Origin of the sequence: Romboutsia sp., from assembly GCF_051659545.1 — a bacterium.
Classification (GTDB): Bacteria; Bacillota; Clostridia; order Peptostreptococcales; family Peptostreptococcaceae; genus JBOFOR01.
Window position 1 is genome coordinate 1 of sequence record NZ_JBOFOR010000275.1, and the last position, 15,319, is coordinate 15,319.

Here is a 15,319-nt window from a genome sequence, read left to right on the forward strand (position 1 = left end):
CAGCGAGCAAATAAGATACGAAGCAGGCATGATATGTAATATGATGTTTGCGTAGTATGTTATGCAGTGAGCAGTGTTTGTGCGTTGAGGATTAGTCAGAGGGGCATGGCCGATAGGCCTATCTTTAACTACCAACTAACTAGAAAACTATAAGTTCTCAATGCACATGGAACTTTTGATTAAAAGATGGTTTTGAGTTAGCGATTGTAGTGGATATCCTTTTGAGCGCTCTTTGCTCAAAAGATAGGAACGAAAAGCGCGGTGGCGATAGCCAAACTCCCTAATAGAAACATTAAAACTTAGTTATATCAATACATACAGGTAGAGTAATATAAAAGTAATATAGGATATTACAAGTAGTAATATAATCGTATTACAAAAAGTAATATAGGTAAAAAATAAAAATATATGAATGACAAGAAGCTTAAATATCAGGAGTAGTAGGATGTTTTTAGTCTGGCATCACAGTTTGCAGCGTTCTTTGCTGCAATCTGTGAGGTCAGACTAGACCCTATAGTTTTTGACCCGAGCATATAAATAAAAAAGAGTTGATGTAGGAGCGGTTTTTGCTCCTTCTTCAACTCTTATCCTATACATATACATATTAAGATATAGATAATTAATGAATGATATAATAATAGATAAATTTGAATTTATATAGGAGGAGAGTTATGACTAGTTTCAATGACAATGAGTATGCAAGTCTGATAGGGAACTTGCTACATGATACACAATATATAAAGATATCTAATATGGGAAAAGTATCTGGACTTAGAAAGCATGCCGAAGTTATGGTTAGAAAAATTTTAAATATTGGTAGTGACACAAAAATAATGTTAGGACAAGTAAGAAGAGATTCAAATAATGCTGCGATAAATAGCAGAATGGAAGCATTAGGAGAGGAACTAAGTAATAGATTAATTGAAGTTGTAAATAAAATAAATCCTATTGGAAGTGCAGGAACTCATACTCAACATACCGAAGATTTTTCAGATGGAGAAGTAGAAGGTATTGAAGATGCTATTTTGGATTTGTATGCATTAATATTTATTAGATATTTTGGGGATTCTCAAATAAGTATATATTATTCACCAAAAGTATTACATGAGTTTTCAATTTTACCACCAATTATTAGATATAAGACATGGAGCTATTTGTTTAAAAAAGATAAGAATAATATTCAAGTCGTGAACAAGTTATGCTTATCTATAATTAAAACATTTAACAAAGAGAGAGCGTATAAATGGTTAGAGGATAATAGTGAACAAATAAAAGCTATATCGTATCCAACTGAAAGTGAAATTAAAAAATATATTCAAACTGGTGGCGTTGAAGTAAAGCCAGGACTATATCAGGTGAGTTTAGATTTCCAAAAATATAATAATATATATGATTTATTGTATGATAAAATTAAACATTCCAAAACCTCAATTAATGAATCAGGAAAAATGTATAAAACTTTTGAAGAAGCTATTAATCACTATAATAATTTTAAGGAGATTAATATTCAAGATGATTCAGAAGAAGTAGCAATATTCCATTCTTTAATGGAGTTTGTATATTTAGGTAGAAAAGCTAAGGAAGATTTATAATAATAAAAGAGCCTTATACTTAAATTAATAAAACTTAATCTATAAGAAAGTTTTACTGAATAATGTTAATATAGCATCAATTAAATAGATAGGAGCATTTGCTCCTATTTTTATATTAAAAAACACAGAAATGTATAAAAGTAATATATAATATTACAAGTAGTAATATTTATGGGAGGTGAGAAAATGAACAAAGAAGAATTTAAAAAATTAGATATATTAGAACAAGTTGAGATAGTAAATAAAGTACTAAAAGAAGGAAAAACATTAACCGCTTTTTCAGAAGAAGTAGAGATATCTCGAAAGACTATAAGTAAGAACTTTAGTAAGCTGGGATACAAATTTAGCCAGAGTAAAAAACAGTATGTCCTTGAAAATACCGACATACAAGCAGGGGAACAAAAGAAATATTACAGTAATATTACAGAAAGTAATACAAAAACTACCCCGGAAGAAGTTAGTAATATTCCAGTAATACAGAATATTACAACAAACTTAGAGATATCAAATAACCAAAAAAATAGCCTGATGTATTTAGTGGATAATGTAGATAGAATAAAGGCAATATTAGATGGTTCAAATGAATATTACAAAGATATTACAGATAGTAATATCGAGAAAAAAGAAGATATTGTAAAAGATATTTACAACTTTAAGCAAGCAAAAAGAGACTATAGAGCCAAAACATTAAAACTAGATGTAGAAGTTCAAAAAGGATTTGAAAGAATAGCAGATGATCTAAAAGATAGCGGAGTAACTCAGCAAGAATTACTAAACTATATTTTAAATCAATACATCAAATTTTATGAGGAAATAAAATAAACCACCTTAATTAATAGCAGTAATTAAAGTAGTTTATCAACAAAAAAGGTTATTAAAGTATTTAGCCCCTTAGTGGCTTAAATTTTGCATATATAAATTATACAGCTTTAATAACTCAATGGATAGAATAATTTTTTTTATAGAAATATTGGAGGGGACTATGAGTTATCAAAGAGAGGCTGAATTAGAATCTAACCTAGTCAAACAGCTAGAGAGCCAAGGTTTTAATAAGGTTAGAATAAATGATGAAGAAGAGTTGAAAAATAACTTTAGAAATGAGCTATACCTTCACAATAAAGCAAAATTAAATGGAGATCCTTTTACAGATAAAGAGTTTGAACGTATTTTAAGAGATGTTGAGGGTAAGTCTGTTTTTCAAAGTGCTAAATTTCTAAGAGATGATAAAATCATACTTGAAAGAGAAGATGGAAATAAAGTATATATAGAGCTATTTGATACTCAAAACTGGTGTAAAAATAGATTTCAAGTAACTACACAAACTACAGTAGTTGGAAGAAGAGTAAACCGTTATGATGTGACATTGCTTATAAATGGTCTTCCAATGGTTCAAATAGAGTTAAAACGTAGGGGATTGGATTTTAAAGAAGCATTTAACCAGATAAAAAGATATAAAAAAGAAAGTATAAATAAAGGTTTATATAAGTATCTTCAAATATTTGTAGTAAGTAATGGTGTAGACACTAAATACTTTGCAAATAGTGATAAAGATATATTATTTAGCCATACATTCTTCTGGAGTGATGAAAACAATAAAAGAATAAGCAATCTAAAAGATTTTGCGGAGACTTTTTTAGATAAATGTTTTATATCAAAAGTTATAGCTAGATATATGATAACTAATGAAACTGATAAAACACTTATGGTTATGAGACCATATCAAATATATGCTGTAGAAGCGCTTGTTAACAGAGCTTTTGAAACTAGTAATAATGGCTATATATGGCATACTACAGGCTCAGGGAAGACATTAACATCTTTTAAAGCAAGTCAAATATTATCTGGAGATTCAAATATTAAAAAGGTATTTTTCTTAGTTGATAGAAAAGACCTAGACTCTCAAACATTATCAGAGTTTAATAAATTTGAGCCAGATAGCGTTGATATTACTGATAAAACATCAACATTGGTTAATCAAATTAAAGATATAAGTAAACCATTAATAGTAACAACTATCCAAAAGATGGCAAATGCTATAAAATCAGAGCAATACACTAAAATAATGGAAGAATACAAAGATGATAGAGTTGTATTTATAATAGACGAGTGCCATAGATCACAATTTGGAGATATGCATAAAGCTATAAATAAACACTTTAATAATGCTCAGTATTTTGGATTTACAGGGACTCCACGATTCTTTGAGAATAGAAGTCAAGAAGGTAGAGTTACAGCAGATTTATTTGAAAAGTGCCTACACACATATTTAATTAAAGATGCTATAAATGATGGAAATGTACTTGGATTTTCAGTTGAATATATAAGAACATTCAAAGGTGATTTTGATGAAAATGATGATACAAAAGTAGCTGCAATAGATACAGAAGAAGTTATTATGAGTGATGAAAGAATTGATTTAGTAGCAAATCATATAATTAAAAATCATCATGCTAAAACTCGTAATAAAGAGTATACAGCAATATTCACAGTTCAAAGTATTCCAATGCTTGTAAAGTATTATGATAAGTTTAAATCACTAGATCATGACTTAAAGATAGCGGGTATATTTAGCTATGGAGCTAATGAAGAAAGTGAAGGAAGAGATGAACATTCAAGAGATTCACTAGAGAGAATGATATCTGATTATAATGAAATGTTTGAGTCTAATTACTCTACAGACACATTCTCAGGTTATTTCGCTGATGTATCAAAAAAGGTAAAGAGTGCAAAAATAGATATATTATTAGTTGTAAATATGTTTTTAACGGGATTCGATAGTAAAACCTTAAATACACTTTATGTAGATAAAAACCTAAAATACCATGACTTAGTACAAGCGTATTCAAGGACTAATAGAGTTGAAAAAGTTACGAAGCCATATGGTAATATAGTTTGCTATAGGCATTTAAAAAAGAATACAGATGATGCATTAAAGCTATTCTCACAAACAGAAACTACAGACGTGGTACTTATGGAAAACTATGAGTATTACTTGGATAGATGGCATACAGAGCTTAAGAAATTAAGAGCTTTAGTACCTACACCAAATGATGTAGATAGCCTTCAAAGTGAAGATGATAAAAAGAAGTTTATATTAGTATTTAGAGAATTATCTAAGATATTGGTAAAACTAGAAACCTTCGTAGACTTTGAATTTGAAAAAGAGGAGCTAGGAATAAGCCACCAAGAATACCAGGATTTCAAGAGTAAATATTTTACTATTTATGAAATGGTAAAAAAAGAGCAAGGCGATAAGGTATCGGTCCTACTAGATATTGACTTTGGTATAGAGCTTATGCATAGTGATAAAATCAACGTTGGCTATATAATGGAGCTGATAAAAGATATAGATTTCTCAAGTGAAGAAAAAAGAGATAGAGATATAAAAAATATACTTGCAAAACTAGATAGAGCTGACAACATGGACTTAAGACTTAAAGTAGATTTATTAAAAGAATTCTTAGAAAGAGTAGTTCCAACACTTAATATAGACTCAGATGTAGACTTTGAGTATTCAAAATTTGAAGCACACAGAAGAGTACAAGAAATAAACTACTTTGCAGAAGAAATAGGCCTAAGTTCAGACTTTATAAGTGAATCAGTAGCAGAATATGAGTACTGCGGAATTATAAATCGTGAAGAGATAAGCGCAGAGGTTAAAGATAAATTAAAAACAAAATTTATAGCTGGAAAAAGAAAAGTAGAAGCTATAGAAAAATTTGTGTATAATCACACTGCAAAATACAATTAAAAAACTGATATTTAAAAAAATAGCAGAAACTACTTGACAGTTGCTGCTATTTTTCATTATGCTATTTACATAAATAACAAAAAGGAGGTATAAACTTGAGGTTAGAAAAATTAGAAACTCTAGGGAAAGTAAATCATGGTTTAATAATATCTAGAATCACAGCAAAACCAGATGAATTACAAGAGGATATTAGCCTATTTACAATACAGGACTTAAACATAGAAACAGGTAGCTATGAATTAAAAGCTGAAAAAAAGACTGTATCAGTAAGTAAAGAAAGCTTTGATAAAGAATTATTAGCAAAAGAAAATGCGGTAGTAATAGGTCTTACTGTACATAAAGCATGTGTAATAGATAAGAGCCATGTTGGAAAAATAATACCTTCAAACTTTGCTTATATGTACTTAGATAAAAATGAAATAGATTCAAATTATTTTGTTTGGTATTTCAATGAACATCCAAATATAAAAAAACAATTACAAGTAGCCAGCCAAGGTTCAATGGGCATTATGGCTATATCAATTCAAATGCTAAGAGAGTTGGAAATAGAGCTACCAGATATAAATGTTCAAAAGCAAATAGGTAAAGTATATGCTTTAAGATTAAGAAAAGAAAAAATTTCACATGAAAAAAATATTTTAGAAAAAGATCTATACAAACAATTAATGATTAACAAATTAAAGGAGGAATCAACATGCAAATAAACGAGAAACAACAAGAACAACAAAGAGAATTACATTCAAAACTATGGGCAATAGCAAATGATCTAAGAGGTAACATGGAAGCAAGTGAATTTAAAAGTTATATCCTTGGATTAATATTTTATAGATATCTTAGTGAAAAGGTAGAAAAAAAAGCATATGATTTATTATCAGAAGACAAAATAAGCTACTCAGATGCTTGGAAAGATGAAGAATATAGAGAAGGTTTAAAAGAAGAGTTTTTAGAGCAATTAGGGTATTTTGTAGAGCCTAAATACTTATTCGGATCATTACTTAAAGCTATAGAAGATAGTAAGTTTGATATAGAAATGTTAGAAGGAGCAATAAATGATATAACAGAGTCTACTATAGGGTTTGATAGCCAAGATGATTTTGACCATTTATTTGATGATATGGACCTAAAATCTACAAAGCTAGGAAGAGATGTAAAAAGTCGTTCAAGATTAATAGCCAAAGTAATGTCAAATATAGCTGGAATAGACTTTAATCATGAAGATAGTGAGATAGATGTATTAGGAGATGCATATGAGTATTTAATATCTCAATTCGCTGCAAATGCTGGTAAAAAGGCTGGAGAATTCTATACACCTCAACCAGTTTCAAAGATATTAGCAAAGATCGTAACAGTAGGTAAAAAAGATTTAAAAAATGTATATGACCCGACTTGTGGTTCAGGATCTCTTTTATATGGAGTATCAAAAGAAGCAGATGTTAGAAAATTCTATGGGCAAGAGCTTACATCAACAACATATAACTTAGCTCGTATGAACATGCTTTTACATGGTGTAAACTATAAGAATTTTGATATAAGAAATAATGACACATTAGAACATCCAGAGCATGAAGGAATGAAGTTTGAAGCAATAGTAGCTAATCCACCATACTCAGCTAAATGGAGTGCAGACGCTAAGTTTTTAGATGATGAAAGATTTAGTGCATATGGGAAACTAGCTCCAAAATCAAAAGCAGACTTTGCATTTATTCAACATATGATTCATCATTTAGATGACAATGGAACAATGGCAGTAGTATTACCTCATGGAGTGCTTTTCAGAGGAGCAAGTGAAGGAGTAATAAGAAAGTATTTAATAGAGGATAGAAACGCATTAGACGCGGTTATAGGACTTCCTGCTAATATATTCTATGGTACAAGTATACCAACAGTAATATTAGTATTTAAAAAGTGTAGAGAGCATGGCGATAATATATTATTTATAGATGCATCTAATGAATATGAAAAAGGTAAAAATCAAAATAATTTAACTAATGATCAAGTTGAAAATATAGTTAAGGCTTATATAGATAGAAAGACTATTGATAAATACTCATATGTAGCTAGTATGAAAGAAATAGTAGAGAATGATTACAACTTAAATATACCAAGATATGTAGATACTTTTGAAGAAGAAAAGCCAATAGATATAGAAGCAGTTTCTAAGAGAATAGAGAGCATTGATAAAGAAATAGCGGATATTGATAGTGAGTTAGCAGTTTATTTAAAAGAACTTGGATTATAGGGAGGTGGACCATATGAAAAAGACACCGAAGCTTAGATTTAAGGAGTTTAGCGGAGATTGGGAAACTAAAACCTTAGGAAAATTAGGTGAATTTAGAAAAACTTATTCCTTTTCAAGAAATATAGAAGGAGAAGGGAATTTTAAGCATATTCACTATGGTGATATACACATGAATTATAACGGTATAATAAGCACAAAAAAATTCATACCAAGTATAGATATACCGAATGATGAAAATTATGAACTAATAAAAACTAATGATATTATATTTGCAGATGCATCAGAAGATAGAAAAGATTTAGGTAAGGTTGCAGTTGTAAGGAGTGTAGAAGGAAACATACTTTCAGGACTCCATACATTGTGCTTTAGGCCGAATGAAGAATTAAATAGTGAATTTTTCTTAAACCATAGCTTAAGTAGAAAATATTTAGAGTTTATGTATACTAGAGGGAATGGAGCTAAGGTATTAGGAATATCAAAATCAAATTTATCTGAATATAGCTTCTTAGCTCCTTCAGAAGAAGAACAAGAAAAACTAGCTAAGCTTTTTTCTTTAATTGATGATAAAATATATCTTCAAAGAGAGAAGGTAGAGGCTATTAGAGATTATAAAAATGGTATGTTTCAAAAGATATTCAGCCAAGAACTAAGATTTAAAGATGATAATGATGAAGCTTATCCAAAATGGAATAATAAGAAGCTTATAAAGCTTACTGAAAAGATAACAACTAAAAATAAAGATTTTACTATAACAAATGTTATATCAAACTCATCTAAAAATGGTTTAATATCTCAAAGAGACTTTTTTGATAAGGATATAGCTAATCAAAGTAATATAGATGGATATTATGTAATTGAACCTGGAAATTTTGTATATAATCCAAGAAAATCTAGCGAATCACCTTATGGACCAATAAATAGGTATGAATTGCAGGATGCTGGAGTTGTCTCACCTTTATACTTATGTTTTAGGGTTAATAATGAAGAAATAGATGGAAAGTTTTTAGCTTATTATTTTAAAAGTAGTGCATGGTATAGATTTATATATCTAAATAGTGACCAAGGTGCAAGACATGATAGGGTTAGTATAAAGGATGCAGAGTTCTTTAATATGGATATAGCCGTACCAGATATAGATGAGCAAAATAAAATAGTTAAATTCTTAGATAGTTTAGAATGTAAGTTATCTAAAGAGCAAGATAAGTTAGAGTATTTAACTGAATACAAAAAGGGATTATTACAACAAATGTTTATATAGGAGGGGGCGTATGGCAGAATATACACCACAAAATGACTTTTTTGCAAAGCTACAAAAAACAGAAAAAAATAGGTGCAGGGTATTTTGGGTATCTGTAATAGGATCGGCTATAATACCACTATTTAATATCTCTAATGCTAATAGTATTTTTACTATTGCATCATTAATAGTATTAATATATTTAGGGGTGCAATCAGATTATTATAGGAGCAATGCAGAGAAAAAGAGAAGAAGTGATTTATTTGATAACTCGTTTGGAACTAAATATAATCATGATAAATCAAAGGGATACTATAGTAATGATGAAATACCAAATGGTATGTATAAAGTAGCAACAAATGTTTTTCAAAATTGTTTTTGGTCATTAGAAATATCTACAAAAATGAAAGAAAAAGAAAAAATTAAAAATCTTGTTGTTGGTATAGTTATAGCTTTATTTGCGGTATTTGGTTTCTTAAATAATATGATATCTATACCTGTATTACAGCTATTTTTATCACAAGAATTTTTAGTTAAGTATATAAATTTAGATAGATATAACAGGGAGCTAGAAGATATATTTAAGGAATTAAAAGACTTATTTTCAAGAAATTTAAATGATAGTATAGAGAGTGAACAAGCTAGACTACTCAATGTTATTATAAGATATGAGTGTAATATTTTAAATTGGAAAATAGACTTAGATTCAAAGATATTTAATAGTGAGGATGCTAGATTAGAGCAAGAATGGAGTAAGATGAAAAATACTTATAATATAAAATAAATCATGAGGGGGAAGACAATGAGTATAAATGGATATTTAACAATATTATCATCAAATTTAATAATAAGAGATAGTGAAAAGGAAGGTATAACAAGGTCTATAAATACATTACAAACTAGATTACGTGCATACTTTGGAGCTGAAATAGAAGAGCAATTTTGTTTTGGATCATATACAAGAGGGACTATCTTACCAAGAAAGGCGGATGAAAGCTCAGATATAGACTATATGGTTGTTTTCAATAATGGATTTGGATATAAGCCAGAGACTTTCTTTAGAAAGTTGAAAGACTTTGCTAAAGCCAAATATAGTACATCAGAGATATACAGAGATTCTCCAACTATTGTACTTGAGCTAAATCATATAAAATTTGAGTTAGTGCCAGCATATAGCTCATCACTGTACTGGTCAAAGCAGTATAATATACCTGCACCAAGGTCATCATATGCAGACTGGATGCCAACAGATCCAAATGGATTTAATTCTAAGTTGACAGGTAAAAATACAAGTGAAAAATCACTTATAAAGCCATTAGTAAGGTTATTAAAATACTGGAACACTAGAAATGGACATGTATACAGTAGCTATGAGCTTGAGCAACATATTATAGACCAAGGTTATTGGTTTGATAATAATTTAAGAGATTATTTTTATACAGCTGTAGCTTCATTACAGACATTTGGACTAAGTTATACGGATGCAAATAAAGTTAATTCTTTCAAGAATAAAGTTTCACAGATAAGAGATTATGAACAAAGAGGATATGAAGCAAACGCAGAATCAGAGCTTAAAACTTTATTACCAAATATATAATACAAAAGTGCCCTAGAGATAGGGTGCTTTTTATTTTATAATGATTTATATATTAAAAACTATAAAAAAATTATTTTATTAAAAAATCAATAATAATAAAACCTTCAAAGATGAACAATAGTACTACCAATACTTTAAAAAAATATATATATAATTTAATGAAAACACAAAATAAAGACAAGAACAACTATATTGCTATTTGAGTAAATAGCTAAAAATAAAAGCTTGACTAATCATATCGAAATTAGTTAATATTTATCTATGGAAAGTGATACCAAAATATTAATAAGGGGGAGGAAAAGTATTGGAGCCAGAATTAAAAAAAGCTAAAACATTTGATGAGCAAGTAGATATTTTAGAAGAAAGAAAGCTCTTAATAGCTGATAGAGAAGAAACTAAAAGAATATTAGCTAGAGTTAATTATTATAGATTAAGTGGTTATTTTAAATACTTCTATGTAGAGGGTAAGGAAGAGTTTAAGGAAGGTACTACCTTTGATGAGTTATATAAGCTTTATAAGTTTGATGAAAGTCTTAGAAGGTTAGTTATGAACTTAACAGAAGAAGTAGAGGTTAGTTTTAGGACATATGTAGCATATTATATAGCTCATAATTTTGGAGAAGAAGGGCACTTAGATGTTAGTAAATTTGATCAAAGAAGTGAAGCGTATCATAATAGATTCATAGACAGATTAAATGACAAGATAGACTCATATGAAGATAAGGAATTTATAATGCATCACAAGGAAAAGTATGAAGGTAAATTACCTATATGGGTTACTGTTGAAATATTTTCCTTTAATGATTTATCTAGGCTATATGGGAATATGAAGAATACAGATCGTAAAGAAGTGATTAAAGCTAATTATAAAGACCCTAAGATAGTTAGAAGTGCATACGATGTTCGTAACTGGATAAAGGCTTTGACTGATGTTAGAAATATGTGTGCACATTATGAAAGATTATTTAATAAGAGGCTTGTAAATAGTATAAAGCTACCTCCAATGTATGAGGAAAAAGTATTTAGCAATAGTTTATTTGCAGCTTTGATAGTTTTAAAATTATTAGTAAATGACACTGAAATCTGGGACGAATTCATGAACGACTTAAATGGGTTATTTGATAAATATGGATTTAAAGATTTAGAGAGTATGGGATTCACAGAGGATTGGGAAGAAATATTGGAAAGTAAAAAAGACTAGATAAAATCTAGTCTTTTAGTATATAAATTGCATTATATTCAAATCATTTAACGCCTCACACTTATTTCGCAGTACTAATAAATTAGCCCTATGCGTAGTGAGTCCTGTCACTATTATTATATGCAATTTATTGCATATTGTAAACTATATTTTAAAAAAAATATTAAAAATAATTAATAAAAAATAGATTTATTCAAGTAAAGAAAAATAATAATTCACGCTAAATTGAAAATGACATTGTATATTAAAATGGGGTGGAAATAAATTGAGTAATAAAAATTTAAATACATGGTTAGAAAATACATTAAGAAAGTATGATGTTGAAGATGGAAAAGAATATGTTGGATTTTATAGCGATGAACCTAATGAAAAATTACAAAAAATATTAGCTATATTTCACAAACAGTTAAATAGCTTACTTCAGTATTTAAATTATAGATTAAGTTATGGTCATTATACAGCTCATGAAAGTAGAGAGTTAATCGCATTGATAGAAGATATTGAAAAGTTTGAACAAATTACTAAAAAATTTAATATAGAAATAAAAATAGATACCGACTATGAAAAAATCATTCTTAAGTGTAAAAATTTTTTATGTGAGAGTGGTGGGAGCACTATTCCTGAAGACTTTGAAAGAGTAAGTATAGTTGATTATGATTCAATATTTAAAGTTAAGTCAGAATCGTATGTAGAAATAAAAGACAAAGAGATAAAACACAAGATAAAGCCTATTGGAGAAGGTTCATATGCAAAGGTATTTAAATATAAAGATACACATTACAATAAAACTTTTGTGATTAAAAGAGCATTAAATAATTTAAGACCTGATGAATTAGAACGATTTAAACGTGAGTTTGACGAAATGGCAAAGTTAAATTCTCCATATGTTGTAGAAGTATATAATTTTAATGAAGAAAAATATGAATATACAATGGAGTATATGGATGAAACAATTGAAGAATATATCTATAAAAATAATACTAAACTTAAAACTAAAGATAGAATTAATCTTGTACGCCAGATACTAAAAGCATTTAAATATATTCATTCAAAGGGAGTTCTACATAGAGATGTCAGTACAAAAAATGTTCTAGTTAAAAGATATGATGATGTAGTTGTATTAAAAGTATCTGATTTTGGACTAGTTAAGACTGAAGGGAGTGATTTAACTAGAAAGGGTACTGAGATAAAAGGATCGTTAAATGATTATAAATCATTAAGAATTGAAGGCTTTAACAATTTTAAGAAAGAACATGAAACTTATGCACTTACACAATTAATATATTTTGTAATGACAGGAAAATCAACACTTGAAAAATATTATACAACAGAGTATAAAAACTTTATTGCAAGGGGTATATCAGATAAATTCTCAGAACGATATAAAGATATTGAAGAATTAGAATTGGAATTTAATAAATTATTAAAGGCTAGAAATTAATACTAAATTTACATAGAGGTGACAGCGTGTACATAGAAAAATTTGAAAGAGAGATTATGAATTTAATAATATCAAAAAGAGAAGGTGACTATTGGGACTTTAAACAAATGCATCATAAAGATAAAGGTGATTTATTACATGATATTATATGTATGTCTAACAATAGGGCAGATAGAGATGGATATATTATATTTGGGGTAGAAGATGAAACATTTAATATAGTAGGAATAACGCAAGATGAGAATAGAAAGAATCAGCAACAGATGATAGATTTTTTAAAAGATAAGAAATTCGTTAGTGGAATTAGACCAACAATTGAAATGAAAACGTTAGAAGTACAAAATAAAGAGATAGATATTTTGATTATAAAAAATACAACGGATACACCATATTACTTAGTAGATAACTTTCAGAGTATAAAAGCAAACCATATATATACAAGGATAGGTGATACTAATACTCCTAAAAATAGAAGTGCTGATATAAATCATATTGAATATCTATGGAAAAAGAGATTTTTACTAAATAGACCACCATTACAACAAATAGAAAATAAACTTCAATATAAAGAAGAATGGAAAGAAGAAGATAGTACATATTACAATATATATAACCCTGAATTTAAAATTTGTATTATAGATGAAGAAGAATATTATGAAAGAAATAAGCCTGAATTCTATGCATATAGCAAGAGGGAAATAAATTTCCCTCAAAAACCCCCGGGGGTGCAGAACTTGGATGTTTTTGTCAAGTTTACGATAAGATATATAGACAGTTAAAACCGTCAGATGGGAACTTAAAAAATTACTTAAATACATAAGTTAGGAAATATCTAAATATTACTTTTAAACGATCTTTTCTAACTAAGACATTTTGATAAAAGTAGGTTTTAAAAAATTTATATGAATTGTAGATTATGTGGATAAAAATAGAATAGTTTAGAGCAGAAAAAAGACCTTTACTAGTCTTTACTAGTATTTAAATAGTATTTAAAGTATTTAAAGTATTTAGACATGCTACATTCATTGATATTACTAGTATTCACGACCTAAAGGTAAGTGTTTTGATACTCAAAGGTAAGTATTTTGATACCCAAAGGTAAGTATTTTGATACTCAAAGGTAAGCATTTTGATACTCTATAAGGTAAGTATAAAAATTAAATGACTTACCTTTAATATATGTTTATGATATTCTTTAATAACTATATTAATTAGAAATTAAGGTGATAAATCAATGAAAAGTAAAAAAGAGATTTTACTACAACCAAACAATTTAATAAAAAGTAAATATGATTTTACAAGTATTGAGAATAAACTTTTTCATAAAATATTATACAATGCACAGAAACAATCTAGTAATAAACCTATTTATCATGCAGTAATAAAACAAGAAGAATTTAAAGAATTTATAAAACATAGGAATGATTGCACTGAGGAAAATATAAAAATTATGTTAAATTTATTCCAACAAAGTATATTAGAGTTTGATTATATAGATTCAAATGGTCATTTAAAAACATTTGGTAGTGGACTTATTAACACATATGACTTTAATCATATTACTAATGAGTATGAAATAACAATGCACGAAACATTGTATAACCATATAACTGATTTTATATCTATGCAAGGTAGAGGCTACACAGCTTTAAATATGGCTTTATTATTTACATTTAAAGGAGCATACACTCAAAGACTTTATACATTAGTGAGATTATGGAGTAGGCAAAATAAAGAGGTTGAAGTTAAATATACTCTAGAAGAAATAAGAAACTATTTGAAAATGAAACCTGATTTTTATCCTGAATATAAGCATTTCAAACAAAATGTGTTTAAAAGAGCATTAAAAGAAATAAATGAAAAAGGAAATATGAAAATTGATATAAAACAAGAGATTAGAAAAGGTCGTAAAGTAGATGAAATAGTATTTTCTGTTATAGATTATGAACCTAGAAAATATTTTGATAAAAAAGAAAAAGATGAAATTATAGAAATAATTGAAGAAAATATATCAATAGATAAATTTGACGACACTACTTTAAATATCGACAAAAATGATTTAAAGGCACCTGTGAGCGATTTTCATATAATCAACGAGGAAATGTTCACTAAAGGTACTTTAATGAAGTTTAAAAAGGATTTTAAACATATAGACTTTAGAAATAAATATATGGAAAAAGCATTTGATGATGCCCTTATGATAACTTTAGAAAGAGATGATGTTGATGATATAAAGGCTAGTTCATATAAATTTTTTAAAG

12 protein-coding genes are annotated in these 15,319 nt (G+C 28.0%); all 12 read left to right on the forward strand.

Features of this window, described 5'->3' with window-relative positions; genetic code table 11:
* Window positions 1–671 precede the first annotated feature (671 nt).
* Complete coding sequence (locus ACRC03_RS16510; RefSeq protein ID WP_438653695.1) at window positions 672–1,592, forward strand: hypothetical protein; 921 nt, start codon at window positions 672–674, stop codon at window positions 1,590–1,592.
* 186 nt (window positions 1,593–1,778) lie between these two features.
* Complete coding sequence (locus ACRC03_RS16515; protein WP_438653696.1) at window positions 1,779–2,414, forward strand: hypothetical protein; 636 nt, start codon at window positions 1,779–1,781, stop codon at window positions 2,412–2,414.
* A gap of 160 nt (window positions 2,415–2,574) precedes the next feature.
* Entirely contained in the window at window positions 2,575–5,343 is a 2,769-nt protein-coding gene (locus tag ACRC03_RS16520; protein WP_438653697.1) for a type I restriction endonuclease subunit R, read from the forward strand.
* Between the two features lie 95 nt (window positions 5,344–5,438).
* Window positions 5,439–6,047, forward strand: coding sequence for a restriction endonuclease subunit S (locus tag ACRC03_RS16525; protein ID WP_438653698.1), 609 nt, complete (start codon window positions 5,439–5,441; stop codon window positions 6,045–6,047).
* A complete protein-coding gene (locus ACRC03_RS16530; RefSeq protein WP_438653699.1) occupies window positions 6,038–7,582 on the forward strand; it encodes a type I restriction-modification system subunit M in 1,545 nt (514 codons plus the stop codon). The genes ACRC03_RS16525 and ACRC03_RS16530 overlap by 10 nt, the downstream gene beginning before the upstream one ends.
* 13 nt (window positions 7,583–7,595) lie before the next feature.
* Complete coding sequence (locus ACRC03_RS16535; RefSeq protein ID WP_438653700.1) at window positions 7,596–8,840, forward strand: restriction endonuclease subunit S; 1,245 nt, start codon at window positions 7,596–7,598, stop codon at window positions 8,838–8,840.
* Window positions 8,841–8,850: 10 nt separating this feature from the next.
* Window positions 8,851–9,603 (forward strand): hypothetical protein, encoded by a 753-nt coding sequence (locus tag ACRC03_RS16540; RefSeq protein ID WP_438653701.1) that lies wholly within the window; start codon window positions 8,851–8,853, stop codon window positions 9,601–9,603.
* Between the two features lie 18 nt (window positions 9,604–9,621).
* Window positions 9,622–10,416 (forward strand): SMODS domain-containing nucleotidyltransferase, encoded by a 795-nt coding sequence (locus ACRC03_RS16545; RefSeq protein ID WP_438653702.1) that lies wholly within the window; start codon window positions 9,622–9,624, stop codon window positions 10,414–10,416.
* Between the two features lie 304 nt (window positions 10,417–10,720).
* A complete protein-coding gene (locus tag ACRC03_RS16550; RefSeq protein WP_438653703.1) occupies window positions 10,721–11,617 on the forward strand; it encodes an Abi family protein in 897 nt (298 codons plus the stop codon).
* A 265-nt stretch (window positions 11,618–11,882) separates the two neighbouring features.
* Window positions 11,883–13,058 (forward strand): protein kinase domain-containing protein, encoded by a 1,176-nt coding sequence (locus ACRC03_RS16555; RefSeq protein ID WP_438653704.1) that lies wholly within the window; start codon window positions 11,883–11,885, stop codon window positions 13,056–13,058.
* A 26-nt stretch (window positions 13,059–13,084) separates the two neighbouring features.
* Window positions 13,085–13,837 carry an AlbA family DNA-binding domain-containing protein gene (locus tag ACRC03_RS16560; protein ID WP_438653705.1) on the forward strand — a complete coding sequence of 251 codons (753 nt, stop codon included), beginning with the start codon at window positions 13,085–13,087 and terminating at the stop codon, window positions 13,835–13,837.
* Window positions 13,838–14,292: 455 nt separating this feature from the next.
* The coding region (locus ACRC03_RS16565) for a replication initiation protein (RefSeq protein ID WP_438653706.1) at window positions 14,293–15,319 on the forward strand (1,027 nt) is incomplete at its 3' end.